Origin of the sequence: Embleya sp. NPDC008237 (genome assembly GCF_042956465.1) — a bacterium.
In the GTDB taxonomy this organism is placed as follows: domain Bacteria; phylum Actinomycetota; class Actinomycetes; order Streptomycetales; family Streptomycetaceae; genus Embleya.
This window is the reverse complement of the sequence record NZ_JBIBGL010000004.1, coordinates 594,901-619,105: the sequence shown is the minus strand read 5'-3', so window position 1 is coordinate 619,105 and position 24,205 is coordinate 594,901. Positions and strand designations below refer to the sequence as shown.

Below are 24,205 nucleotides of genomic sequence, written 5' to 3'. Positions count from 1 at the left end.
GTGCGGGACGTGGCGCGGCGCCGTGTGGCCCGCTCTCGGGCCCGGGGGCTGGTCAGGGGGACGGCCGGGAGCGACCGAGCCGTATATCGATTGATGGCTGTCGGGCGGACGGTTAGCGTGCCCGTCATGACGGAGATCTCCGCATCGGCGGACTGGCGCGCGGTCAACCGGGCCAACTGGGACGAGCGGGTCCCGATCCACACGGCAAGCGAGTTCTACGACGTCGACGGCTTCGTCGCGGGCAAGGAATCGCTGCGCGACTTCGAGGTCGCCGAGGTGGGCGACGTGGCCGGCCGGACGCTGCTCCACCTGCAATGCCACTTCGGCCAGGACACCCTGGCGTGGGCCCGCCGCGGCGCCACCGTCACCGGCTTGGACTTCTCCGAACCGGCTGTGGCCGCCGCAACCGACCTCGCCACGCGGATCGGGATCGACACGGCCCGATTCGTCACCTCGGACCTGTACGACGCCGTCGACACCCTCGAAGGCCGGACCTTCGACATCGTCTACACCGGACTGGGCGCGCTGTGCTGGCTCCCGGACGTCGACCGCTGGGCCCGCACGGTGGCGGCGTTGATCGCACCGGGCGGCTTCCTGTACCTGGCCGAGTTCCATCCGTTCGCCGACGTCCTGGCCGAGGACGGCCGCACCGTCGAGTCGGACTACTTCCGCCGCGATGCGCGGATGTGGGACGAGCCGGGCACCTATGCCGACATGGCCGCGCCGACCTCCGCGAACGTCACGATCGAGTGGCAACACGGCATCGGCGACGTGGTCAGCGCCCTGACCGCCGCCGGGCTGCGCCTGGAGTTCCTGCACGAACACGACTTCTCGCTTTTCGCCCGCTTCCCGGTCCTGGACCGGAACGAGGGCATCTATCGCTTTCCGGCAGGCCACCCGCGCGTTCCATTGATCTACTCCCTGCGCGCGACGAAGGCGTAGCGGCCGAGGCGCGGTGGCTGCGGCGGCGCCGGTGGTCTTTGCGGATGCCGTCGGGCCGGGGGCACTCAGTGGGTCGTGCCGCGGAAGGCTGCCGGGACGTGGTAGCGGGGGACGAGGTAGCCGCCGCGCTCGTCGTCGTGGCCGACGGCGCCGACCGCGACCAGGCGGCGGGCGACGTCGAGTACGGCGTCCACGTCGGCCGGTGGCTCCTCCTCGCCCGGCAGCAGCAGCGGGTGGGTGTTCAGGCACATCAACACCACGGCGGCCGTCGCGCGTTCGGTCCTGGCCGGGATCAGCCCGTGGCCCAGCGCCCACAGCGCCTTGGCGGCGTCGACATCCAGCGGCGTGCCTTCGAGGTCGAATCGGTGCGTAGCCGGGAACACCCGGTCGCCCACCACCTCGATCCGCTCGCGGAACACCACGCCCCGCGTGAACGACGGCACCTCGGCCGCCGCCATGGGCCCCGGAACCGCCACACGCCCGCCACGCACCCGACTCTTGCGACTCATTCCCTGTCAACTGCCGCGGGGCACGCACGGTCACGCCGACTCGGCGCCCGGCGCCCGGCGCGCTGCGTCGTCGCTGTGCGCGCGTCGCCGTGCACTCGTCGCGTGCACGGGTCGCCGCATATGTCACCGTGCAGGTGTCCCCGTGCATGTCTTCCGCGTACGAGTTCCCGTGCACGCGTTCCCGGTTACGAGTTCCCGTGTACGTGTTCCCGGCTCGTGTCCTCGGTTGCGTGTTCGGCGAAGGGAGGTGGGTCGGCGTGGAGGCCGGTTGGGAGTGGGACGAGACCTTGTTCGCGGGTACGGCCGAGTACTACCGACGCGGGCGCCTTCCCTACGCGCCCGGGCTGGCGGATGCGCTCGCCGAGGCGTTGCGGCTCGACGGGCGTGGCCGGCTCATCGACGTGGGATGCGGGCCCGGCACGGTCGCGCTGAGCCTGGCACACCTGTTCGGCGAGATCGTCGGCGTGGACCCGGACGGCGGGATGATCGCCCGGGCCCGTCGCGATGCCGCCGACCGCGGGGTTGCCGCGAAGACGCGATGGGTGCGGGCGCGGGCCGAGGAACTGCCCGCCGGGCTCGGCGTGTTCACCGTCGCGACCTTCGCCCAGTCGTTCCACTGGATGGATCGCGACCGGGTGGCGGCCACGATTCGGGACATGCTCACGCCCGACGGCGCACTGGTACACATCTGCGACCTGAAGACGGAGCCCCGCACCGTCGACGGCCTGCCGCACCCGGCCGTGCCGTACGTGGCGATCGGCGAGCTGGTCAAGCAGCATCTGGGACCGGTCCGACGCGCCGGCCGCGGGGTACTGCGACACGGAACGCCCGGCGGTGAGGCGGAGGTGTACGCCCGGGCGGGCTTCGCTCGATGTCGGCGCCTCGTCGTTCCCGGCGGGCAGGCGCTCGAACGCACCTACGACGACGTGGTCGCCGGAGTGTTCTCGATGTCGTACTCGGCTCCGCACCTGTTCGGGATGCGCCTCGGCGACTTCGAGGCGGACCTGCGTCGCCTGCTGCGGCAGGCGTCCCCATCGGGCCGATTCTCCGAACGCCTGCCGAGCACCGAGGTGTTCGTCCGGTGGAAGGTGCCCGCCGATGCGGCACCCGCAGCGGATGGGTGAGCCGCCCGTCGCAGGTGCCGGGTTCGTGCACGTAGCCGATGCCTGCGAACCCCGACCGGCCTCGTTCGATCCGGCCGGGGCCGGCGCTATCCGGCCCGATGCGGCTCGGGAAGCGGCCGGCTCGGTCGGGTGGAGCCGGCGGTTCCGCGCACACCCGGGGCCGGTGTCACGCCGGAAGGGCCACACCGGATCTCCGCGGTCCGCGCGGCGGCCCGTGGACCCATGCCATGGATCCGAGGTCCGGTCCGGACCGGCCCGTGGAGGAGCCATGACCGCAACGACCCGCGACGACACACCCGTCGCGATCCAGGGCGACGGCGTCGAACTACGCACACGCGACGTCGGCGGCGGAATGTCCGTCGCATTCGTGCGACTCCCGCAGGGCACCGACATGGGGCCGGGCCTCGAGGGCCTGCCCGACGACATGTGCCAGTGTGCCCACTGGGGTTACCTGCTCAAGGGGCGGCTGCGGATGCGGACCAAGGACGGGGCCGACGTCTACGAGGCCGGCCAGGCGTTCTACTGGGAACCCGGTCACGTGCCGGACGCGCTCGAGGACTGTGAGTACGTGGACTTCTCGCCGACGAAGGAATTCACCGAGGTGATCGACCACGTCAAGTCCACGATGGGTTGATCCGTCGCCGCTGCTCCGGCCGCCTCGATGGTCGAGAACGGGTGACGCGCGGATCAGCCGGCGGCCATGCGGGACGCGCTCGTGCGATCACCGATTCGGCGTGCCCGGTCGGGTTACGACGCCGGCGATGACTGCGGTGACGACCCTGTGGACGGTTGCCGCCTCCGGTGGGGTGGCCTTGCGGTCGGCGAAGAGCATGTGGCCGGTGCCGATCAGGGTGGGAGCGAGGGTGTCGACGTCGGCGTCGGCCGTGATGCGGCCCAGGGCGCGTTCGGCGGTGAGGTAGGCGGCGATCGCGGCGGCGGCTTCGGTCAGGATGGGGATGCCTGCCGGGGTGGTGCGGCGGAGACGGGCGCGCAGGTCGTCCCGGGAGGTGATCAGGCCGACGATCGCCACGGCGACGGATCCGAACAGGTCCCGCAGGACCTCGGTGAGATTGTCGGCGACGGTGCCGGTGCCGGCGGCGTCGTACAGGACGGCGGCCCGGGCGTCGAGCCGGGTGATGCGGTTGCGCACGAGTTCGGCGAGGAAGTCGTCGAAGTCGGCGAAGTGCCGGTGCAGGACGCCTTTGGCGCAGCCCGCCTCGGTGGTCACCGACCGGCTGGTCAGCGCGCTTGGTCCGGCTCGGAGCAGGACACGTTCGGCGGCGTCGAACAGCTGCTCGCGCGCGTCGCGGATGGCTACGCCTGTCGGCACCGTGCATCCCTCGTTCGATCGGTTCTCCGGGCCCACCCGGTTGACGAGTGGGCGACCGCCCACTCATAGTGGGCACATGCCCACCATACCATCGGGGCGAGCCCCTCTCCCTGAACCCGAGCCGGCCGAACACCGGGCAGTCGCACGGTCGTTCGGCGCGGATGCCGAACGCTACGACCGGGCCAGACCGCGCTATCCGGACGCCATGGTGCGGCGGATCGGCGCAGCCGCCCCCGGCCCGGACGTGCTCGACGTCGGCTGCGGCACCGGGATCGCCGCCCGACAGTTCCAGGCACTCGGCTGCCGGGTGCTCGGCGTCGAACCCGACCTGCGGATGGCCGAATTGGCACGGGGGCTCGGCAGCGAGATCGAGGTGGCCGCCTTCGAGGAGTGGGACCCGAACGGCCGGAAGTTCGACGCCGTCGTCGCCGGCCAGGCCTGGCACTGGATCGACCCGGTCGCGGGTGCGGCCAAGGCAGTTCGGGTGCTGCGCCCGGGAGGCGTGTTGGCGCTGTTCTGGAACGTGTTCGGGTTTCCGCCCGACGTGGCGGATGCCATCGTCGACGTCTGCCGGCGGGCCCTGCCCGACGCGCCGTTCGACATCGAGGCGATGACGAAGGAACCCCTGGACGCCTACCGGGCGATGTCCGCCCGGGCGGCCGACGGCATCCGCCAGGTCGGCGGATTCGGCGAACCGGAGCAGTGGCGATACGACTGGGAGTGGTCCTACTCCCGAGACGTGTGGCTGGACCAGATGCCCACCCTGGGCGCCTTCACCCGTCTCCCGCCGGCCACGATGGCGCGGGTGTCGGAGGGCATCGGAGCAGCCCTCGACACGCTCGGCGGCAGTTTCACGATGCGATACACGACCATGACCGTCACCGCGACACGAAGCCCCGTCACGAACCCGAACATTGCCCACCCCGGCGGCTGACGCATCCGCCGTCGGCAAGTCGGCGCGTGTCGGCTTCGACGCGGGGCGGGGTCGGTCCGCATGGATGTCGGGTGAGCCCGTCGGTGACTCGCACCACTGCCTTGTGAGGCCGGACGGGCTGAGTCGCACCGGGTCGCGGGCCATCGGTCGTGGCAGGCGTGTCCGGCGCGCGGGAGCGGGCCGGCGGCCGGGCGTACGTACTGCGTCGATGGCGGCTCCTGAAGTCGTGCTCTTCCCACCCGTTCGATGGTGACGATTCGGGTGGCGTTCGATGCGGGTGAGCGGGTGGAGAATGGCGCGTATGCCGAGAGCTTTGACATACCCCGAGGTCGGGGCGACGTTGCGGGGTGGGCGGGCGATGCCGGCCGGGTACCACCATGTCGAGCGGCGGGTGCGGGTCGGCGAGGGGGCGGAGGTGTTTCGGCGCGTTGCGGATGGGGTGTTGGGCTGGGAGGTGTCGCGCGGGGCGGGTCTCGCGGTGCGGACCGATGCGGTGCGCGTTGCGGAGGGGGCCGAGGTGACGTCGACGCTGCGGCTGGGCCCGGTCCGCTTCGCGGCGCCGTGCCGGGTGGTCGGCGTGCTCGACGAGCCGGACCGGGCCGGCTTCGCGTACGGCACACTGCCCGGGCATCCCGAGTCGGGCGAGGAGGCGTTCGTGGTCGAGCGGGACGCCGACGGCGTCGTGTGGTTCAGCATCCGCGCCTTCAGCCGACCCGGCACGTGGTGGTCGTACCTGGGCGGCCCCGCCGCCCGCGCGGTCCAGCACCGCGTGACCACCCGCTACCTCGCCGCGGCGCGCCGGCTCGCGGGCACGCCGTGACCCGGCAGCGCACGACGGTTGCCGACGCGAGCACCGTCCGGGTCCGGCCCGGTGTCCCGAACAGCCCGCCTCGCGGATCGGCGGTCCCGGAGCCCGCGCATGGTTTGCCCCCGGGTGTCGTATGCGACGACGGGTACAGGCGTCCGGATCGACGCCTGTACCCGTGCGGCGGTGTGCTGTCGGCCGTTCACCCGATCGGCCGGTGGAGGCCCCGGCGTTCAGGGGCGGGGCGCGGTGATGGTCAGGGCTTGCTCACGCCCAGGGTGTAGCTGCCGGAGCCGCTGTAGGCGAGCACGATGTAGCGGTAGCGGCCGGCGGTTCCGTTGTAGGAGATCGTCTCGTCCGCCTCCGGGGTCGTGCCTTCGGCCACGTTGGTCCAGGTGGAGCCGTTCCACTTCTGCAGGGTGAGGTCGAAGTCCGCGCCGGCCGGGCCGGTCAGGCAGCCGGTGTGCGTGCCGGATGCGGTGGTCTCGTAGTACGAGTTGTTGGGCTGGACGGCCTGCGCGCCCGATGCGAGCGTGCCGGAGTAGGTGTTCTGTGCCCCCGCGCATCCGGTGGGCGGATTGCCGCCGCCGGTGGCCAGGGTCAGACCGTACGTCTGCAGGATCTCGTTGACCGGCTGGTGGTAGGTCTCGCCGCCGGAGGAGCAGTTCCCGGATCCGCCCGAGGTGACCCCCTGGGCCTGGCTCCCCGAGATGAACGAGCCGCCCGAGTCGCCCGGTTCGGCGCATACGGTGGTGCGGGTGACGCCGGTGACGGTCCCCTGGGGGTAGGTCACGGACGTGTTGTGCTGCTGGATCGTGCCGCAGTGCCAGCCGGTCGTGGAGCCGGAGCGGCAGATGGAGGAGCCTGCCGGGGCCTGGGTGGATCCGGCGACCGGTACCGTGCCCGGGTAGCGGTTGACCAGTGGCTGCGGGGTCCAGTTGGCGTTGGTGGCGACCCACGCGTAGTCGTTCCCGGGGAAGGACGATCCCTGGAACGTGCCCTGGGCCGCGCCGTTTCCGGTGGTCGTGGAGCCGACCCGGCCACAGTGGCCGGCCGTGACGAAGCCGCCCTGGGTGCCGCGGGTGATCGGGAACCCGATCGAGCAGCGGGTGTTGCCGTTGATGTTGTAGGCGTCGCCGCCGCGCAGGTCGGCCAGTGCGCGCGGTTGCACGGCGGAGGGCACGATCTCGACACCGGCGGCGTCGACTCCGGCGGCCACGACGAACGCGCGGGTGCGGGCCGTGTCGTGGGACTGGAGTACGACCTTGTTGGAGGCGACGTCGACGTACCACAGCGGCGTGTCGACCGGACTCCGACGCAGCGCGGAGCGGTCGAGCGCCTCGCGGATCCGATCGAGGTCGGCGAGCGAGTGCGGGACCACGCGTGCGGTCGCGCCGTTCGCCTCGATGGCCCGGACGTCGCGCCGGTCGGTGGTGGCGATCACGAACTCGGCGGTGTCGCCGCTCAGCCAGGCGCCGGCCCAGTGCGCGCCGAGGCGTTGGCGCAGTAACGGCTCCTGGATCCCGGCCCGATACTCGTTGGCCAGGCGGGCCTTGGCCGCGTCGGCGGTGAGGCCGAGGTCGCGTTGGAGTGCTTCGACGATGCCCTCGGGGGCGGCGGGGGCGGGGTCGACGGGAACGACGAGGGCGTCGTCGGTGGGCGGGGGAGTGGGGTCGGCTCCGGTGGCGGAGGCGGTGCCTCCGAGGGTCAGGACAGTGAGCAGAGCGGCACAGGACGCGGCCGCGACGCGCTTGAGGCGCATGGGGGGACTCCTGTCGGTGGGGACGACAGAAACGTATCTTCGAGCGGTCGGGCGAGGTACCTGTCAACAACCCCCTGTCGCGGTGTTATGGCCCGGCGTCCGGTGGCTGGGTGCGGTGGGCGTACATGAGCCCGGCGAGATGCCGAATGTCCTGGTGGGGACGGGGATTGACGCCGTGTCAGGTGCGCGTGCGGGGACGGTCGAGGGGGTGGGTGACACGGCGTCAGTTCGCCGTTCCGTAGCCGTCGTGCCGGGCGAGCCAGTCCGGGTAGCGCGGCGCATCCCGAACCGCCGCCGCGTGTGCGGCGCGGGCCTGGGCGGTCACCAGGGCAGCCGTGCGCGCGGCGGGCGCATGCGGATGCCAGCCGATCAGGTGTCGCCACGACAGCGGTACGCCGGCCAGCGGTATCCGGGCGATGCCCGGCGTCGGCGGCATCGTCGCCCGACACAGTCCGACGGCCCGGCCGACCTGGGCGAGGTGCACGCACGAGGCCACGTCCGTCTCGTAGATCGCCTTCGGCGCGAAGCCCGCCCGGGCGCACGCGGTGGAGAAGCAGTCGCCGAAGCAGCCTTCGCCGGGAACCACCGCCCAGGTCTCGCCGGCCAGCGCCGCCAGGTCAACCTCCGGCTCGCCGGCGAGCGCGTGATCGTGCGCCAGCATCAGGAAGACCGGGTCCGTGCCCACCTCGCGCCAGGCGAGACCACCGTCGTGTGCCGGGCGACTCTCGCCGCAAGCGCCCACGAGTACGAAGTCCAGCCGTCCGGTCGCCACCATGGCGGCCAACTCCCGGTTGGACCACGACATGTGGGTCGTGACCGCGTCGGCGCTGTGTTCCTCGGCGAGGCGGTCGACCAGCCCGCCCAGCAGCGGCCCATGGGTGCCGCCGAGGCGGAACTTGGGAGCCACCTCGCCCCGGTTGGCGAACCGGACGGCCTCCTCCTGGAGTTCCCGGGCCGCGGGCAGCAGCACCCGGGCCCGATCCAGGACCAGTTCGCCCAGCGGCGTCAAGGTGACACCGTCGCGGCCACGCTCGAACAGGGCTCCGCCCAGGGCCTTTTCGATGCGTTTGAGTTGGGTACTGAGCGCGGGCTGGGCCAAGCCCAGAACGGCGGAGGCGCGGGTCAGACTGCCCGCATCCGCGATCGCCCGAATGGTGCGCAGATGGCGCAATTCCATGTCCATGCCCGGCAAGGTACGGCCGACCGGTGGCGGCTACAAGGTACTGACGTGCCGTCACGCTGCACATGACACAGGCGCCGAGTCGCCGTACGGACGCCGACGGTCGGGATCGGCCCGGCGGCGCGGGCCGGGGACGCTCGCCGACGCGCGAACCCGCGCGTGCGGGCACGGTCGGCAGATCGGGTCGCCGGACAACGTACGGCAATGCGGGTTCCGCCTCGCCGACTCCACACCCGACGCCCGGACGGCCCGGATCCGCTGGACCCACGGCGGCGAGGCGGACACCTCTCCCGGCCGCGGAGTCACCGGGGTCGAACACCTCGACGGCACCCTCCGGCCCCTCCGCCCCGGCTCCCGCTCCGCGTCACGGGCAGCCCGGTGTCGATCTCGTACGCCCCGACGAGTCGCGAACACCGCGAACACCCGCACGGGCGTTTGCAGATCGCCCGGCCGGGCCGATTCGGCGGGTAGGAGGACGGGTCGGCGACCGGCGCGCCGGGCTCCGGGCGCCGCGCCGAAGTGGTGGCCGATTCGGCCGGGATCGGCGCGTCGTGTGGCCGGTCGGCGCTTCGTGATCGACTACCTTCGGATCGACGGGATTTCGCGAGTCCACGCGACCGGGCCCGCGTGCCCTGTGCTGCCTCGGCCGGCCCGTGGCGCGCTCGATGGGCGCATCGAATTCCCGGCCGTGAACGTCCGGAGAACATGGGAGTAATGCCTTGCGACGCATTCTGGTGACACGTGTCGCCGCGGCAACAGCCTTGCTGAGCCTGGTCGTCACCGCAGGACCCACGACCGCGGCCGCGGCCGAGGTCTCGGGAAGGGAGGCCGGCACATCCGTCCGGTCCGAGAGCGCGACGACGCTGCCGGCACCGAACCTGGCGGGACTGCGCGATGCCCTGACCCGGACGCTCGCGGCCGGCGCCCCGGGGGCGATGACCCGGATCGACGACGGACGCACCGTCCACCGCGAGACGGCCGGCGTGAGCGACACCTCCACCGGCGCGGGCATGGACACGAACGCCCGCTTCCGCATCGGCAGCGTGACCAAGACCTTCTCCACCGTGGTGCTCATGCAACTGGTCGGCTCGGGCGCCGTCGATCCGGACGCGCCCGTCGATCGATACCTGCCGGGCGTCCTGCCCGACACCCGGATCACCGTGCGCCGGCTCCTGACGCACACGAGCGGGCTGTGGGACTACTCGAACGAGATGTTCGCCCGGACCATCCCGGGGTTCGAGGCGGTACGCAACAAGGTCTTTACCTTCCGCGAGCTGATCGACCTCTCCACCGCGCACCCCGCCACGGCGGTGCCCGGGACCACCTACCAGTACTCCAACACCAACTTCGTCGTCGTCGGCGCCCTGATCGAAAAGTTGACCGGACGGTCGGTGCAGGAGGAGTACGAGCGACGCATCATCCGCCCCCTGCGCCTGCGGGACACCGCATACGTGCACCCGGAGACCACCATCCCCGGGAAGGAGATCCGCGGCTACCTCACCCCGGACGAGGCCGGAGCGCCGCTGGTCGACTCGACCGAACAGACCGTCTCCTGGGCCCAGTCGGCCGGCGCGATGATCTCCAGCCCGGGCGACCTCGACCGGTTCGTCTCCGCGCTGCTCGGCGGTCGGCTGCTGCGTGCCGACCTCTTGGACCAGATGCTCCAAATGACCCCCAGCGATGCGTCGGGCACCCGCTTCTACGGGCTGGGGCTGCGCCGACGGGACCTCTCCTGTGGCATCTCGGTGTATGGGCACACCGGTACCGTGCAGGGCTATTACACCTACGCGTTCACCACCCGCGACGGCCGACGCAGCGTCACCTCCGTGGCCAACGCCACCAACAACGGCGCCGTGAACACGGTTCTGGGCGACACCCTGGAGTCGGCCTTCTGCGGCACGGCACCCAAGCCGCGCGCACTGACGGCCGCCGCGCCGCTGCCCGAGGAGGAGGCCGCCGGCTCGATCGGGCGATAGCCGGTCGACGCCGCGGCCCGCGTCGGCCGCCGGCGGCGGATCGAGCGACCGCGACGACGGCGGGACCGCGGAGCGCATCGGGAAGGGCGGTCCCGCCGGGCGTCATTCGCGGGCGACCGCGACGACGATGACGACCACCACGGCCAGGACCGCGAACAGCAGCAGGGCGTAGACGACGAGAACGGTCAGCGCGGTACCGGCCCTCGCCGCGGCGCGCCAACCGGTCGCGGACAGGCCGGCGAACCTGCGTGGGGTGTCGGCGGGTTCACTGGGCCGGCGGCCTTGCCGACTGCCGGGCCAATCGGCGGGCCGGTCGCCGGACCTCCCTTGGGGTGCCGGTTCGGGTGCGGAGTGATCGACTCGGGTGGCGGCGGGTTGCGCCGGTGAGGTCGGCTCCGGCGGTGCCGTGACGATTGTGGGGTGGGCGAAGGGCGGGTCGGCCGAGACGAGTCGGAGACCCTCGTGTTCGTACGCGTCGATCAGTACGCGCCAGCCGTCGGGGATCCGCAGGTCGGCAGCGTTCAGCAGGCTCGGCGACCGCCCCGGCTCGGTGAACACGCCGAGCAGATCCGCGGTCCGTGGCCGATCGTTCGGGTCGAGGGCCAGGCAGGGGAGAATCAACTCCCGGAGCCCGCCGGGAAGATCGGTCGTGTCGATCCGGGCGCGGGCGACCAGGGCCAGCAGCCGCAGGTCGTTTCCCGTCTCCGGGTACGGCGGTCGCCCGACGGCGAGGTGGAAGAGCGTGGCCCCGAGCGAGTAGACGTCCGACGCCGCGGTGGACGGCTCGCCCCGAGCCTGCTCGGGGGAGGTGAACGCGATGGTGCCCAGGGTCAGGTGGGTCCGGGTCACATCCACGGCGTGCGAGATGCCGAAGTCGATCAACCGCAGACCCGCGGTCGGCAGCAGGATGTTCTGCGGCTTGAGGTCACGATGCACGATGCCCCCCTCGTGCAGTTCCAGCAATACCGCGGCACAACTCGCGCCCAGCCGGCGCACGCACGCCTCGTCGGCGACGCCCCGGGAGGCGACGAGTTCGGCCAGCGAGGGGGCCGGGATGTACCGGATCGCCATCCACGGACGGGCCGCCTCGGGGTCGGCGGCCAGGACCCGCGCCGTGTGCTCGCCGCGTACGCGCTGGGCAAGGCCGACCTCGCGCGCGAACCGGCGACGCTCGACCTCGCCGATCCCGTCCCGGGCGAGCAGGGTCTTGACGGCGGCCAGACTGCCGTCGGCGGTCGAGCGACCCAGGTACACGCGACCCATGCCACCGGAGGCGAGCCGGCCGATCAGGCGGTAATCGCCGAGGCGGTCCGGGTCGTCGCGGCTCAACGGGTCGAGCCGGATCGCCGAGGGGGGCGGCGTGTTGGGGATGTTCGGGGCGTTCATCGGGTGCCGTTCATCTGAGGTCGTTCATCGAAGGCCGTACCTCGGTAAGTGTCGGTCGGCGGTGCGGGCGCGGGTCACCGGTCGGCGGCAGCCGCTCACAGCCGGACCAGACACGCGACTTCACCGGTCCGGACCACATAGCGGACGTACTCGCCGGAATTCGCCGTATCCCGGTCGTTCCTGCGGCACTCTTGCCCGGTTGCCGGGTATTCGGTGATTCTGAGCAACTCTGGGTAACCAACCGGACGTTGTGCTGCGTGGCAATCCCAGACCTCGTGCAGCTGCACATCCGTGAAGTGCCGCCCTTCGCGTTTGCCCACGGTGCACTGGCCGACCCGGTACAGGCGTTCGGCGCACAGCTTGAAGGTTTCTCCCTGCGGGAACGCGCGGAACCAGGCGATGACTTCGGGGCGGATCGGGCAGGATCCGCCGTTCACGCCGGGAACCGAGGTGACCCGCGCGTAGGCGTTCGGCAGACCGCAGTCGACCACGTTCGGAGCACGCTTCACCCACTCGCCGGCGACCGGCGTCGAGCCCAGACAGTCGCCCGGAGCCAGTGCTTGGAAGGCCCGATCGGTGGTACTGGGCTTCTTGGCCTGCTCGTAATGCCAGTACGCGATTGCGAAGAAGCCGGCGATGGCGACGAGGATGGACACCATGAACAGCCGGACGGTTCGAACGAGAAGCCGGGCCCGCCTTCCGAGCGGAGGCTCCGGTGGCTCTGCAGCGGTGGCGAGGTCGGTGGTGGCGTGGTCGAGGGTGGTGGGAGCGGTGGTGGTGTCGGCGTCGGCGTCGCTGTCGGTATCGGCGTGGGTGGCGTCCTCGCCCCACGACCACGCGGACAAGTCCCGCCCGTACCGGGCATATTCCGCCACCAACGCCGACCACCGCGGCGGCAACCAACCGACGATCCGTTCGGCGGTGGGCGCCTCCGCGAGGTCCACCGCCACCTTCGACAGCACCTCCGCCGATGTGGGCCGATCGCCCGGCTCCAGGGCCAGGCACGGTCCGATCACCGGCGCCAACTCGGCCGGCAGACCGGTGAGATCCACATCCGCCTCGGCCACCCGTGCGAGCAGCCGCATCATGTCCTCGCCCGCGGGGTAGGGCGCACGACCCACCGCGAGGTGGAAGAGCGTGGCCCCCAGCGAGTAGACGTCGGACGCGGCGGTCGACTCCTCGCCGCGGGCCTGCTCGGGGGAGGTGAACGCGACGGTGCCGAGCGAGAGCGACGTCCGGGTCAGGTCCTGGGCATGCGAGATGCCGAAGTCGATCAGACACGGCCCCTCGGCGGGCAACAGCAGGTTCTGCGGCTTGACGTCCCGATGCACGATGCCCTGGCGGTGCAGGCCGACCAGCGCCTCCACGGTGCCGCGGGCCACCCAGCGCACCGCCGAACCGGACAACGTCCCGGCCTGCTGCACCAGTTCGGCGAGCGAGGGCGCCGGGACGTACTCGGTGGCCATCCACGGGCGCTCGGCGTCCGGGTCGGCGGCCAGGACGCGCGCGGTGTGCTCGGCGCGCACTCGCTGGGCAACCTTGACCTCACGAGCGAACCGACGCCGAGTCACCGCGCCCACCTCGCCGTCGGCGAGCAGCGTCTTGACCGCGACGAGATCACCGTCGGTGCCGCGACCGAGATAGATCCGGCCCATCCCGCCCGAGGCGATCCGGCCGAGCAGCCGATAGGACCCGAGCCATGTCGGATCGTCGTCGTGCAACGGCTCGATGCCCGGTCCGGACATGCCCGCCCCTTCCCCCGTATGAATCGCCGGCAGTGTATCCGACACCCAACCGCAGGGCGGCTGCCGCGAGTTCGAGCTGCGCTGGTGGCCCGGAGGGCCCAGGCCCGGCGCGCTGGGCGAGTGGCGCATACGCGGTGTGCCGCGTTCACGGCACGGTGGTCGCGGTCACGGCCCAGGTCGCCTGTACGGCGGCCTACACCACGCTCCCCGTCGCCGCGGCGCCCGGCCGGGCCATCGCCGCGGCCACCCGGAACGGGCCGATGTCGGCGGCGACTTCGTGCGATCCGTGGGTACCGGTGCGAGGACGGCCACGGCGACCTCCGGGTCGGGAGCGGAACGAGACGCCGCATGCTCACCCGGCTCGCCGGTCGGTCACATCAGCCATTCCGCCCTCCGCCCATCCCCCAAGCGGGGGACCACCCTGCTCCATGGGACCGACGCCATGGCTCCGCCGGCATCGAGGGCTCCGAGGACTCGGGGCACTTCGAGGGCGTGAGGTCGGCGTCGACCCCCGAAGTGAGACCGTTGCGGAGCGAACGCGCGAAGGCGGTTGTCGTGGCGGCGATGTGTCGGCCTCGGTGTTGGGTGCGTATCGCGTCGGGTGCTCGGAGGTTGTCGAAATCCTCGGGAAGGTTTTGCATATGCGGATTTCCATGCGGCGTGGTCGTGGGCACGGGCGAGGCAGGTTATGGGCGGGGCTGCTCGCGATCGTGCTGGCCGGTTGCACCGCGTCGGACGATGCGATCGAAGGCATCGAGGAAACCGACCGGGATGTCAGTCGATCGCCGGAGCAGCTCGGCTTCGTGATCCGCTTCGAGCAGCCCGCCGAGGCGGATCGTGGCCATGCCGCCTTTTTGCATGACCGGAAGGTAATGGAAGCCGCCTCGGCTCGCCTGAACGCCTTCGTCGGCTTGGATCACCAGGCGTTCGTCGTCGCCCGTTCGTGCGGGGGAGAAGGCTCCGAGTACGACCCGGAAGCGAAGCGCATCGTGATCTGCTACGACCAGATCGGGGAGGAGCGCGAACTCTTCGAGCGCGCGGGACACCGCCCGGCCGACGACGAAGTCGTCGCCGTGTTGGTGGAAACCATCTACCACGAGGCCGCCCACCACATCATCGATACGTTGCGTCTCTCGTTCACCGAGCGGGCCGAGGAAGACGCCGCGGATCAGTTCGCGGCACTGCTGCTTCTCCGTCAAGGCGCCGATGGCGAAAGGCAGTTGCTGATGGCCGTCCGGGAGTACGAGCTTTCCGCGGCCGATGACGACGTCACCGCCGGCGACAACGATCGCAAGGACGAACACTCCCCGGACCTCGTACGCGCTGCGAATCACCTCTGCTATCTCTACGGTTCCGCGCCCGGCCGGCAACGTGATCCGGCGAGTGAGCGCCTTCTTCCCCCACCGCGTGTCACGGGATGTGCGAACGAGTGGGCGCGGGTACGGGACGCCTGGATGAAGAACCTGGCTCCCATCCTCCGAAAGCAGTGACGCCGGCTGCGCCTTCGGTGCTCCATCGACAGCGCTCCCTTGGGGACGGGTTCCCTTGGGCCGTGGTCGAGAACGGCTCCGGCTCGAATGTGCTGGTCGAGGATCTCGCCACCATCCGTCTCCGGCGCCGCGTCGGCTACAGGGTGCGAGTCCGGCCCGCTTGGTGGTCCGGGGCGGTGGCGGCTGTGGTGGCGGCGGTGCGGATGAGGGCTGCGGTCGCCGTGGAGCGGGATTGTTGGGGCCAGGCGATGGCGAGGACTGAGGGCGGGGCATCGGAGACCGGACGGTAGACGACGCCGGGGCGCGGGTATCGGGCGGCGACGGAGGCGGGCAGCAGGGGATTGACGCGGCCCAGGCCGACCAGGGTGAGGAGTTGGGCGAGGTCGCGGGTCTCCTGGCGGATCTCGTCGAGGAAGCGGTACAGGTCGCCGGCGTGCAGGCCGAGGTCGGCGAGCGTGAGGTGGTCGCGGTCGGACAGCGGATGGGCGGCGGCGAGGGCGACCACGCGAGGTTCGGCGGTCAGCGGCTCGGCGTCCAGGCCGGTGTGGTCGAACGGCTCGTGGATCAGGGCCACATCGGCCTCGCCACAGCGCAGGAGACGCGGTTGTTCGTGCCATCCGCACAGCCGGATGGCGACCGGAACGGCGCCGGGCTCGCGAGCGTAGCAATCCAGGATCGGTTCGAGCAGTCCCGCGTCACCGTCGGCCTTGACGGCCAGGACCAGTTTCGACTCCGGGTCGGCGGCGCGCTGGGCCCGGCGTACGGCGGCCTGCAGGGCATCCAGGGCGATCCGGGCTTCGGCGAGGAGCACGGTACCGGCCGAGGTCAACGCCACGGTATGGGTGGTTCGCTCGAACAGGGTGACGCCCAGGTCGGCCTCCAGGCGGCGGATCGCGCGGGACAACGGCGGCGCGGAGATGCCCAGTCGCTCTGCGGCGCGGGCGAAGTTGAGCTCCTCGGCGACGGCGACGAAGTAGCGCAGCGGGCGGGATTCCATGGTCGGCCCTCGGTTCGGCTGGTGCGGAGCTCCGTATGGCCCCCGGTATTACCCGGAGGGTAACAAGCGGGAGCGGGACGGTCCTTCAGTTCCGGCTCGGCACGCGGCAGGCTCGAGGGCATCCCGCGAGGCCCTCCTTCCTGTGAAGCATCCCCGCGAAGCATGCCTTCCGCGCTTTCTCCCTCTCGTTCCTCGGAGTTGTTCATGATTGTCGTCACCACCCCGACCGGCCGGATCGGCCGACAGGTCCTCGACCGGCTCCTCGACACCCCCGGCCCCACCAACCCGGGAATTCGAGTGATCGTCCGCGACCCCGCCCGGCTGTCCCCGCGGGTGCGCGAGCACGTCGAGGTCGTCCAGGGATCGCACGCCGACCCCGCCGTGCTGACGAAGGCCTGTGCGGATGCGGACGGCGTGTTCTGGCTGGTACCCCCGACCCCGACGGCAGACAGCATGGAGGGCCATTTCCGTGCCTTCACCACGCCGCTGTGCGAGGAGATCCGGCACGGGCGCATCCGGCGGGTCGTCGCCGTGTCCACGCTGGGCCGCGGCGTGGCCCGGAATGCCGGGCAGATCTCGGCGTCACTCGCCATGGACGAGGCGATCGAGGCCACGGGCGTGCACTACCGGGCGCTGTGCGCGCCGTTCCTGATGGAGAACCTGCTGGGCCAGGCGGAGTCGATCCGGGACGCGGGCATGTTCTTCCTGGCCCTGACCCGGGACCGCGTGCTGCGCACCTGCACCACGGGCGACATCGCCGCCACCGCGGCCCGGTTGCTGCTCGACGACACATGGACCGGCCAGGAGGACGTCCCGGTGGTCGGACCCGACGACCTCTCCCCGGACGGCATGGCACAGGTGGCCTCCGAGGTGTTGGGACGTGCGATCCGCGTGCACCGGACCGGCAGCGCGGACTACAAGGCGACGGCCATGCGCCACGGCACGAGCGAAGCCTGGGCACAGGGACTCGCCGACATGGTCACGGCCATCGACGACCAGGGCTTCTACGGCATCGACGCACCCAGTACCCCGGAATCCGCACCCACCGACTTCCGCCGCTGGTGCCACGACGTCCTCAAGCCCGCCGTCCAGGGCTGACCGCCGCCTCCCGGCACGCCCGGCGGTACGGAGTACGTTGCGAGACGGCTCCCGTACCGCCCGGGCGCGAACCCCCCGAAGCCGCGCGGCGCCGCTCGGGGGAACCGACGTCCGTGCGCGCCGTCGGAGTCCGACGTCGAACTGTCCTGCCGCAGAACCGAGTTCACGAGCAAGGCGCGGAAGTGGCCCTGCTGTCGCAGCCGGTTGGCGCCGTGCCGCACCGCAAAGGAGGCGGTGGCGACTTCGGCGGCTTCGGCTCGGGGCCCGTGGCACACGAGGTCGGGAGTCGTGCGCCCGACCTCCCGTCCGGCCGGCACGCGGCGTCGGCCGACCTCGTGCCCGCGCCCGTCCGCCCCCGCACCGCCCCCTGGGCGGGATGTGGCCCCGTGCAGGGGCACCTCGGGTACCGGTACTCCGGTACCGCCCCCGCGCGGAATTCTCGTCCCGTCGCACGACGGACCGCCCCGAATGCCCTGGCAGAGTTGTGATCACAAGGCACGGGGGCGGTTCGGAACACCGATCGAGTCCCCGAATCGAGCTTCGGCCGCGCCACTTCGGCGCAGCCGGACCCCACGACGAGTCACCGGTGCCCCGCGCACCGCCGGAGTGCGGGACCCCCCACCCCGGTCGGCACGGACATCCGTCGCCGCAGACCCCATCGCGTCGTGGTCGCCGAATTTCTCGACGGTCGAAATCTCTACGGGAGGCACCATGTTCGGGCGAGGCAAACGAGGCGACCGACGGGCGAATACGGGGCCCGCCGCCTCCCCGCGCCCGGACCGGCCCGGACCGCACCACCTCCCACCGCACCAGGCCGACCCGTACCCGGCCCGCCCGCACCTCGCCGAGCCGTACTCCGCGGGCCCGCACCCGGCCGGCCCGTACCCCGGCGAGCCCGCCGCCTTCCCGTACGCACCCGCCACCGCACCCGCCGCCGGCGCACACCGCGGCCGACCCCAAGACGGCCCGCGCCACTCCGCGCACCCGGAACACCCCGGGCACGCGGCCCACCGGGCATACCCCGACCACCCCGCACACTCGACCCACCCGGCGCCCGCGGCCGACGGTGTGCCCGCCGTACGGCTCGAAGGCGTCGTCAAGACCTACGGCAGCGGCGCGGAGACCGTACACGCCCTGCGCGGCGTCGACCTGCAGATCCCCAAGGGCACCTTCACCGCCGTCATGGGCCCCTCCGGCTCGGGCAAGAGCACCTTCCTGCACTGCGCCGCCGGACTCGACAAGCCCGGCTCGGGCCGCGTGCTGCTCGGCGACGACGACCTCACCGCGATGAACGAGAACCAGCTCACCCGGTTGCGCCGAACCCGCCTGGGCTTCGTCTTCCAGGCGTTCAACCTGCTGCCCTCGCTCACCGTCGAGAAGAACGTCCTGCTCCCGCTGCGCCTGGCCGGTGACCGCGCGGACCGCCGCCGTGCCGCCGAGGTACTGGCCATGGTCGGCCTGCACGAGCACGCCAACCGCCGCCCCGCGCAACTCTCCGGCGGCCAGCAACAGCGCGTCGCGATCGCTCGCGCCCTGGTCACCCGACCCGACGTGCTGTTCGCCGACGAGCCCACCGGGGCGCTGGACACCACCACCGCCGCCGATGTGCTCACACTGCTGCGTCGGGCCGTGGACGAGAGCGGCGCCACCATCGTCATGGTCACCCACGACCCGGTCGCCGCCTCCTACGCCGACCGCGTCGTCTTCCTCGCCGCCGGTCGACTCGCCGGCCACCTGCACGCACCCACCCCCGAAGCGGTCGCGGCCCGTATGGTCGCGCTGTCGCAGCCGGCCCGAGCGCAGGGGCAGGCCGCCTGATGCTGCGCACCAACGGGCTCGCCCGTACCTCCGTGCGGTTTCGGCCCGCCTCCTTCGCCGGATCCTTCATCGCCCTGCTGTTCGCCGCCACCCTGGTGACGATGTGCGGGATCTTCCTCGAAAGCGGGCTGCGCGCGCACGTACCGCCCGGCCGTTACGCCGACACCCCGATCGTCGTCGCCGGCCAGAACAGCGTGCACAAGACCTTCGGCAGCGGCGAGGACAAGGAGGAGGTCTCCGTCGCCCTGCCCGAGCGCTCCCGGATCGACGCCGGGCTCGCCGCGCGCATCGCCGCCGTACCGGGCGTCGCCACCGTCCTGCCCGACCTCACCTTCCCCGCCCAGACCCCCACCGCCGTCCTCGACGCCCACCCCTGGTCCGCCGCCCGGTTGGCCGGCACCCCGCAGAGCGGTACGGCCCCACGGGCCGGCGAGGCGATCCTGACCGCCGACGCCGCAGCCCGCGCCGGCAGCGGCGTCGTCCCCGGCGGCACGCTGCGCGTGACCACCCCCTCGGGCGAGAGCACCCTCAAGGTCGCGGCCGTGGTCCCGGGCCGGGGTGCGCACCTGTACGTCGCCGACGCCGAGGCACCCAAACTCGCCGGGAATCCCGGCAAGGTGACCGCGTTCGGCGTGCTCCTCGGCGACGGCGCCTCCACCGGAAAGGTCGCCGGCGACCTGCGCAAGGCCCTCACGGGCGCGGACGTGAAGGTCCGCACCGGCGACGGGCGCGGCGAGGTCGACCACCCCGGCCTGGGCGACACCAAGGCCATGCTGACCGGAGTCGGCGCATCCTTCGGCGGCGTCGTCGCCATGGTCTCCGTCTTCGTCGTCGCCGGCGCCACCTCGCTGTCCGTGGCCCAACGCCGCCGCGACTTCGCCCTCCTGCGCGCCGTGGGCGCCACTCCCTGGCAGATTCGCCGGATGATCGCCACCGAGGCCGGTTGCGTGGCCCTGGTCGCCGGCCTGGTCGGACTGTTGCCCGGCACCCTGCTCGCCCGGCTGTGGTTCGACCGGATGGTCGACCGCGGCATGATCGAGAGCGGCGTGACCCTTGCGATCGGCCCGCTTCCGATGCTCGCCGCCGTCGGTGCGGGCGTCGTCTCCGCGGTGCTCGCCGGACTCCTGGCCGCGAGGGCAAGCGCTCGTACCAAGCCCACCGAGGCCCTCGGCGAAGCCGGCATCGAGCGGGCCCGCCTCGGTTGGTTCCGCCTCGTCCTGGGTCTGGGCGCCGTCGCCGGTGCCGCCGCCCTCTCCGGCCTCGCCATGAAGGTCAGCGGCGACCAGGCGGTCGCGGCGGCCTCCGGCGTGATCATGCTGTTCATGCTGGGCATCGGCCTGCTCGGCCCGCTCATCGCACATCTGTTCGTTCGGCTCGCCGGGGTCGTTCTGCGGCTGTTCGGTGCCCCCGGACAACTCGCCTTCGACAACGCCCGCAGCAACTCGCGCCGGCTCGCCTCCGCGATCACCCCGATCACGCTCACCGTCGCCTTCGCGACCACGCTCATGTTCATGTTCGCCGCCCAGGACCACTACAGCGAAAAGCAGTCCAAGGCCGCCCTGACCGCCGACCGCGTGGTCACCGGCCCGGGATTCCCGGCGCGTGCCGCCGGCGACGTCGCCCGCATCCCGGGAGTCGACGCGGTCACCTCGGTCCTGACCACCAGCGTGGTCATGTCCACCTCCGACGCACTGGAGAAGTACCCCACCCAGGCGATCGGCGGCACCGACAGCGACCTCGCCAAGGTCCTCGACCTCGGCATCCGCAAGGGCAGCATCGAAGCCCTGCGCCCCGGCGCGGCCCAGCCCGCCGGCGGCGCGGTCGCGATGGACCGACTCACCGCCGACGCCGTCAAGGCGCGGGTCGGCAAGCCCATCGAGATGCGCCTCGGCGACGGCACCAAAATCAAGCCGACGCTGGTGGCCACGTACGACCGCGGCCTGGGCACCGCCGCCGTCACCCTCCCGCGCGCCACCGTGGAGCACCACGTCGACGCCGCCCTGGACGGCCGACTGCTCGTGCGCTTCGCCGCGGGCGCCGACCCCGCCGCCGTGGACAGCGCACTCACCAAGGTCACCGGACAACACCCCGCCGCCAAGATCGCCGACCGCGCCGGATACGCCGCCGAACGCGACCAGGCCCGCGAAACCAACAAGTGGGTCAACCAGGTGATGTTGATCATCCTGGCCGGCTTCGCCACCATCGCCGCCGTCAACACCATGATCGTCTCGACCGTCGCCCGACGCCGCGAACTCGGCCTCATGCGCATGATCGGCAGCACCCACGCCCAGGTCCGCGGCGTGATGCGGGGCGAAGCCGTCCTGGTCGGCGTCATCGGCCTCGCCCTCGGCCTGACCATCGCGATGATCACCCTCGTCCCGTTCGGCAAGGGCGCCTTCGGCGAGAGCACCCCCTACATCCCGATCCCGCTGCTCCTGGAAATCAGCGCCGCCGCTCTGCTCCTGGCCCCCCTCTCGGTGGCCCCGGTCACCCGACGCCTCCTCCGCATCGAACCGATCGACGCGGTCGGAGCGAAGGAATAGTCGCCGCCACGTGGGCGCGCCGCCCGCTGCCATCCCCTTTGCCCGGGGTGGCGGCGGGCGGCGGCGTGTGGGCTTGGGCGATGACCCATCGTCGTGGCCGCCGCGCCTTGCGATTTTCGCTACGCGTCCTCGGCGGCCACCCGTCCCGACTTCACCGCCTCCAGCAGGGCCGCGTGGTCGCGCTCGTTCTGGTCGGCGTAGGACTCCGCAAAGCGCGTCACCGCCCGGTCGAACACGTCACCGCCGCCCAGGTAGGCCGCGATCGCGATTCGATCCCCGGACCTGGCGTGCGCGCGGGCCAGCGTCGCGCCACACAGTTCGCCGAACGCGCGCATGCCCCGCGGGACCATCAGCGAAGGCTCCGCGATGCCCTTCCAATCGCGCAACTGGCGTACGTAGAAGTCCCGTTCTTGACCATCGATGCCCTCCAGGCGCTCCCAGCCAAGGAGCATGTCGCCCGCGGCCTGCATCAGGCGCTGACCCGCGACCACCCGTTCCCCCTGCGTCGGGAACTCGCTCGCGCCCGCATGCGCCGCCAACACCGACGCGTCCGCCTCCTTGGCCTGGAGGAACAGCGGATCCCGGCCGTCCCGCCCCAGCAACAGGATGATCCAGCAGCGGGTGCCGACACTGCCGACCCCCACCACTTTGCGGGCCATGTCCACCACGGTGTACTGCCCGAGCAGATGACGAAGGTCCGAGCGCAGCGTGCCTCGATACCGCTCGAACAGCTCGTCGAGGCGCTCCTGCAAGGCATTGTGCTCGCCGTCGGGGATGAGTTCGGAGACCGGAGTGATCAGCGGCGGCGAAGAGACGATCCGCGGCCGGCCGTCGACCTCGTGGGTGAGCTTGCCGAACGCCTGGAGGCTGTCCCGGGTACGCGCCTTGGCCAGCGCCCGGGACATGCGTTTGCGCCCACGCTTGTGCAACTGCCCCGCCGCCAACGCCCGGAGCAGGTCCGCATCGGCCTTGGCGTACCACACGTCGAGATTGCGCATCCCGGCGAACCGGCGCATCTGCTCCCGATAGGAACGCACCGTCGCGCCGACCACCGTCGTACGCTCCCGATCCGAGAAGCCGTTCTCCCTCCCCGCGATGACCAGACTCGTGGCCAACCGCTTCACGTCCCACTCCCACGGACCCGGCAACGTCTCGTCGAAGTCGTTGAGGTCGAAGAGCAGAAGCCGCTCGGGCGAGGCCAACAGTCGAAAATTCAACATGTGCGCATCACCGCACAACTGCGCCCGAAGTCCCGACGCCGGCGTATCCGCGAGATCACCCGCCATGATCGCGGCGGCTCCCCGATAGAACCGAAACGGCGACTCCGACATGCGTCCATAGCGAATCGGCACCAACTCCGGTACCCGCGAGGCCGATTGCGCCTCGATCACGTCCACCGGATCCGGCCGGCGCGGACCCGGCGCGTACTCGCCATGACTGGACCGTGACGCCTTCGTCCGCGCCGCCCTGCCACGATCGGCCCGTTCCCGCGGCGACGGCCACGAGGTATCGCGCGCGGTGGTACCCGCCTTCGGCGTCATGACATGTCCTCCGGACCCGCATCGACAAACCCGCCATCACCGGTCGGCGCCGCCGCCGCTGCGCCGGGCTGCCGCCACCAGGGCGGCGGCAGGGTTCCCGGCCTCACCGACCCTGGCGCCGGGCCCGGCCCCGACATCGGTATCGGCCGGGGACGAGACACCGTTCACCCCTCAGGAGACCGGAGCCCACGGCTTCCGGCGAGCCGGGTGCTTCCAACGAGTGACGGCGGGGGCCGATGCGCGCGTGGGCCGTGTGCGGGTGTGTCCGTGCGCTCGTGTGCGCGTGAGTCCGTGGATTGGTGGATGCGTGGCCTCGTGGGTGCGGTCGGAGAAGACTTCGCGGGGAATCGGCCATTCCCGAGACCGGCCCGGCTCCGCGGGCGATCATGGTGCTGCGTCGGCCACAGTCCGGGCTGCCACGGTCCGGCCCGCCACGGTCCGGTCCGCCACCGCCGGGCTCCGGCAGGCGCGGAACGGTCTCGATCTCGAGCCTGGGAGAGCTGTGGGTTATATCGGGTCCTACATCTGGGTGATCCGGCAAAAACTCGGATCCCGTCTGCTGCTGATTCCCGGGGCGCAGGTGATGCTCGTGAACGAGCAGGGGGAGTGTCTCTTCCAGCGTCGGCGGGACACCGGCGTCTGGGAGTTTCCGGGCGGCTCCTGCGAGGAGGGAAGCAGCTTCACCGACACCGCGATCGAGGAACTCGAAGAGGAAACCGGACTCTCCGTACGGCCGGAGGATCTGATCCCCTTCGGCTCGCTTTCCGACCCGGCGGTCCACGTCGTGAAATACCCCAACGGCGACCTGATCCACTGCCTCGCCCTGTGCTTCGCCGCCCATCGATGGACCGGGGACATGGCGCCGGAAGAAGCGGAGGTCGTCGAGGCGGCCTTCTTCCCACGGGATCGGCCACCCCAGCCCCTGCATCCCCCGACCCGGGCCGTCCTGGACATGTACCACGCGTACCTTGCAACCGGAAGTTTCCAGGCCCGCTGAGCCAGGACCCGGCCCACCCGCCGGCGAC

At 71.7% G+C, this 24,205-nt stretch carries 19 protein-coding genes; 11 read left to right on the top strand and 8 right to left on the bottom strand.

What is annotated here, in order from left to right; all coding sequences use genetic code 11:
* Nucleotides 1-126: 126 nt before the first annotated feature.
* Nucleotides 127-942: a class I SAM-dependent methyltransferase gene (locus ACFZBU_RS13135; RefSeq protein ID WP_391583596.1), complete on the top strand. Its 816-nt coding sequence runs from the start codon at nt 127-129 to the stop codon at nt 940-942.
* Between the two features lie 65 nt (nt 943-1,007).
* On the opposite strand, the gene ACFZBU_RS13130 is transcribed toward ACFZBU_RS13135, so the two are convergent.
* A complete protein-coding gene (locus tag ACFZBU_RS13130; protein ID WP_391583595.1) occupies nt 1,008-1,400 on the bottom strand; it encodes a hypothetical protein in 393 nt (130 codons plus the stop codon).
* A 308-nt stretch (nt 1,401-1,708) separates the two neighbouring features.
* On the opposite strand from ACFZBU_RS13130, the gene ACFZBU_RS13125 reads away from it, so the two are divergent.
* Both ACFZBU_RS13125 and ACFZBU_RS13120 read left to right on the top strand, forming a co-directional pair.
* Entirely contained in the window at nt 1,709-2,575 is an 867-nt protein-coding gene (locus tag ACFZBU_RS13125; protein WP_391583747.1) for a class I SAM-dependent methyltransferase, read from the top strand.
* A 268-nt stretch (nt 2,576-2,843) separates the two neighbouring features.
* A complete protein-coding gene (locus ACFZBU_RS13120) occupies nt 2,844-3,209 on the top strand; it encodes a hypothetical protein (protein WP_391583594.1) in 366 nt (121 codons plus the stop codon).
* 87 nt (nt 3,210-3,296) lie between these two features.
* Here ACFZBU_RS13120 and ACFZBU_RS13115 read toward each other — a convergent pair whose 3' ends face one another.
* On the bottom strand, nt 3,297-3,905 hold the full coding sequence (locus tag ACFZBU_RS13115; protein ID WP_391583593.1) for a TetR/AcrR family transcriptional regulator: 609 nt from the start codon (nt 3,903-3,905) through the stop codon (nt 3,297-3,299).
* A gap of 76 nt (nt 3,906-3,981) precedes the next feature.
* On the opposite strand from ACFZBU_RS13115, the gene ACFZBU_RS13110 reads away from it, so the two are divergent.
* Together ACFZBU_RS13110 and ACFZBU_RS13105 are read left to right on the top strand one after the other, a co-directional pair.
* Complete coding sequence (locus tag ACFZBU_RS13110; RefSeq protein ID WP_391583592.1) at nt 3,982-4,839, top strand: class I SAM-dependent methyltransferase; 858 nt, start codon at nt 3,982-3,984, stop codon at nt 4,837-4,839.
* A gap of 301 nt (nt 4,840-5,140) precedes the next feature.
* Complete coding sequence (locus ACFZBU_RS13105; RefSeq protein ID WP_391583591.1) at nt 5,141-5,659, top strand: DUF1990 family protein; 519 nt, start codon at nt 5,141-5,143, stop codon at nt 5,657-5,659.
* A 241-nt stretch (nt 5,660-5,900) separates the two neighbouring features.
* Here the strand turns inward: ACFZBU_RS13105 and ACFZBU_RS13100 are convergent, their stop codons facing one another.
* Both ACFZBU_RS13100 and ACFZBU_RS13095 read right to left on the bottom strand, forming a co-directional pair.
* Nucleotides 5,901-7,406 (bottom strand): S1 family peptidase, encoded by a 1,506-nt coding sequence (locus ACFZBU_RS13100; RefSeq protein WP_391583590.1) that lies wholly within the window; start codon nt 7,404-7,406, stop codon nt 5,901-5,903.
* 223 nt (nt 7,407-7,629) lie between these two features.
* On the bottom strand, nt 7,630-8,589 hold the full coding sequence (locus ACFZBU_RS13095) for a LysR substrate-binding domain-containing protein (RefSeq protein ID WP_391583589.1): 960 nt from the start codon (nt 8,587-8,589) through the stop codon (nt 7,630-7,632).
* Nucleotides 8,590-9,305: 716 nt separating this feature from the next.
* Between ACFZBU_RS13095 and ACFZBU_RS13090 the strand changes: the two genes are divergently transcribed.
* Nucleotides 9,306-10,562, top strand: coding sequence for a serine hydrolase domain-containing protein (locus ACFZBU_RS13090; RefSeq protein WP_391583588.1), 1,257 nt, complete (start codon nt 9,306-9,308; stop codon nt 10,560-10,562).
* Nucleotides 10,563-10,664: 102 nt separating this feature from the next.
* Here the strand turns inward: ACFZBU_RS13090 and ACFZBU_RS13085 are convergent, their stop codons facing one another.
* Nucleotides 10,665-11,948 carry a serine/threonine-protein kinase gene (locus ACFZBU_RS13085; protein ID WP_391583587.1) on the bottom strand — a complete coding sequence of 428 codons (1,284 nt, stop codon included), beginning with the start codon at nt 11,946-11,948 and terminating at the stop codon, nt 10,665-10,667.
* A gap of 95 nt (nt 11,949-12,043) precedes the next feature.
* Nucleotides 12,044-13,693, bottom strand: a complete 1,650-nt coding sequence (locus tag ACFZBU_RS13080; RefSeq protein WP_391583586.1) for a serine/threonine-protein kinase — start codon at nt 13,691-13,693, stop codon at nt 12,044-12,046.
* Nucleotides 13,694-14,334: 641 nt separating this feature from the next.
* On the opposite strand from ACFZBU_RS13080, the gene ACFZBU_RS13075 reads away from it, so the two are divergent.
* A complete protein-coding gene (locus tag ACFZBU_RS13075) occupies nt 14,335-15,183 on the top strand; it encodes a DUF4344 domain-containing metallopeptidase (RefSeq protein ID WP_391583585.1) in 849 nt (282 codons plus the stop codon).
* A gap of 136 nt (nt 15,184-15,319) precedes the next feature.
* Here ACFZBU_RS13075 and ACFZBU_RS13070 read toward each other — a convergent pair whose 3' ends face one another.
* Nucleotides 15,320-16,180, bottom strand: coding sequence for a LysR family transcriptional regulator (locus ACFZBU_RS13070; protein WP_391583584.1), 861 nt, complete (start codon nt 16,178-16,180; stop codon nt 15,320-15,322).
* A 204-nt stretch (nt 16,181-16,384) separates the two neighbouring features.
* Between ACFZBU_RS13070 and ACFZBU_RS13065 the strand changes: the two genes are divergently transcribed.
* From ACFZBU_RS13065 to ACFZBU_RS13055, 3 genes are all read left to right on the top strand, one after another.
* Nucleotides 16,385-17,278 carry an NAD(P)H-binding protein gene (locus ACFZBU_RS13065; RefSeq protein ID WP_391583583.1) on the top strand — a complete coding sequence of 298 codons (894 nt, stop codon included), beginning with the start codon at nt 16,385-16,387 and terminating at the stop codon, nt 17,276-17,278.
* Nucleotides 17,279-18,346: 1,068 nt separating this feature from the next.
* A complete protein-coding gene (locus ACFZBU_RS13060) occupies nt 18,347-19,096 on the top strand; it encodes an ABC transporter ATP-binding protein (protein WP_391583746.1) in 750 nt (249 codons plus the stop codon).
* Nucleotides 19,096-21,639 (top strand): ABC transporter permease, encoded by a 2,544-nt coding sequence (locus ACFZBU_RS13055; RefSeq protein WP_391583582.1) that lies wholly within the window; start codon nt 19,096-19,098, stop codon nt 21,637-21,639. Before ACFZBU_RS13060 ends, ACFZBU_RS13055 begins: the two co-directional genes overlap by 1 nt.
* Nucleotides 21,640-21,758: 119 nt before the next feature.
* On the opposite strand, the gene ACFZBU_RS13050 is transcribed toward ACFZBU_RS13055, so the two are convergent.
* Nucleotides 21,759-23,180: a DUF2252 domain-containing protein gene (locus ACFZBU_RS13050; protein ID WP_391583581.1), complete on the bottom strand. Its 1,422-nt coding sequence runs from the start codon at nt 23,178-23,180 to the stop codon at nt 21,759-21,761.
* 502 nt (nt 23,181-23,682) lie between these two features.
* Here ACFZBU_RS13050 and ACFZBU_RS13045 point away from each other — a divergent pair.
* A complete protein-coding gene (locus ACFZBU_RS13045) occupies nt 23,683-24,177 on the top strand; it encodes an NUDIX domain-containing protein (protein ID WP_391583580.1) in 495 nt (164 codons plus the stop codon).
* Nucleotides 24,178-24,205: the final 28 nt, after the last annotated feature.

What these genes read in the sequence shown, in the direction of transcription:
- ACFZBU_RS13110 (WP_391583592.1), top strand. Translation starts at nt 3,982, where the DNA reads ATGCCCACCATACCATCGGGGCGAGCCCCTCTCCCTGAACCCGAGCCG.
- ACFZBU_RS13065 (WP_391583583.1), top strand. Translation starts at nt 16,385, where the DNA reads ATGATTGTCGTCACCACCCCGACCGGCCGGATCGGCCGACAGGTCCTC.
- ACFZBU_RS13130 (WP_391583595.1), bottom strand. Translation starts at nt 1,400, where the DNA reads ATGGCGGCGGCCGAGGTGCCGTCGTTCACGCGGGGCGTGGTGTTCCGC.
- ACFZBU_RS13100 (WP_391583590.1), bottom strand. Translation starts at nt 7,406, where the DNA reads ATGCGCCTCAAGCGCGTCGCGGCCGCGTCCTGTGCCGCTCTGCTCACT.
- ACFZBU_RS13080 (WP_391583586.1), bottom strand. Translation starts at nt 13,693, where the DNA reads ATGTCCGGACCGGGCATCGAGCCGTTGCACGACGACGATCCGACATGG.
- ACFZBU_RS13135 (WP_391583596.1), top strand. Translation starts at nt 127, where the DNA reads ATGACGGAGATCTCCGCATCGGCGGACTGGCGCGCGGTCAACCGGGCC.
- ACFZBU_RS13105 (WP_391583591.1), top strand. Translation starts at nt 5,141, where the DNA reads ATGCCGAGAGCTTTGACATACCCCGAGGTCGGGGCGACGTTGCGGGGT.
- ACFZBU_RS13075 (WP_391583585.1), top strand. Translation starts at nt 14,335, where the DNA reads ATGCGGATTTCCATGCGGCGTGGTCGTGGGCACGGGCGAGGCAGGTTA.
- ACFZBU_RS13050 (WP_391583581.1), bottom strand. Translation starts at nt 23,180, where the DNA reads ATGACGCCGAAGGCGGGTACCACCGCGCGCGATACCTCGTGGCCGTCG.
- ACFZBU_RS13070 (WP_391583584.1), bottom strand. Translation starts at nt 16,180, where the DNA reads ATGGAATCCCGCCCGCTGCGCTACTTCGTCGCCGTCGCCGAGGAGCTC.
- ACFZBU_RS13085 (WP_391583587.1), bottom strand. Translation starts at nt 11,948, where the DNA reads ATGAACGCCCCGAACATCCCCAACACGCCGCCCCCCTCGGCGATCCGG.
- ACFZBU_RS13120 (WP_391583594.1), top strand. Translation starts at nt 2,844, where the DNA reads ATGACCGCAACGACCCGCGACGACACACCCGTCGCGATCCAGGGCGAC.
- ACFZBU_RS13055 (WP_391583582.1), top strand. Translation starts at nt 19,096, where the DNA reads ATGCTGCGCACCAACGGGCTCGCCCGTACCTCCGTGCGGTTTCGGCCC.
- ACFZBU_RS13095 (WP_391583589.1), bottom strand. Translation starts at nt 8,589, where the DNA reads ATGGACATGGAATTGCGCCATCTGCGCACCATTCGGGCGATCGCGGAT.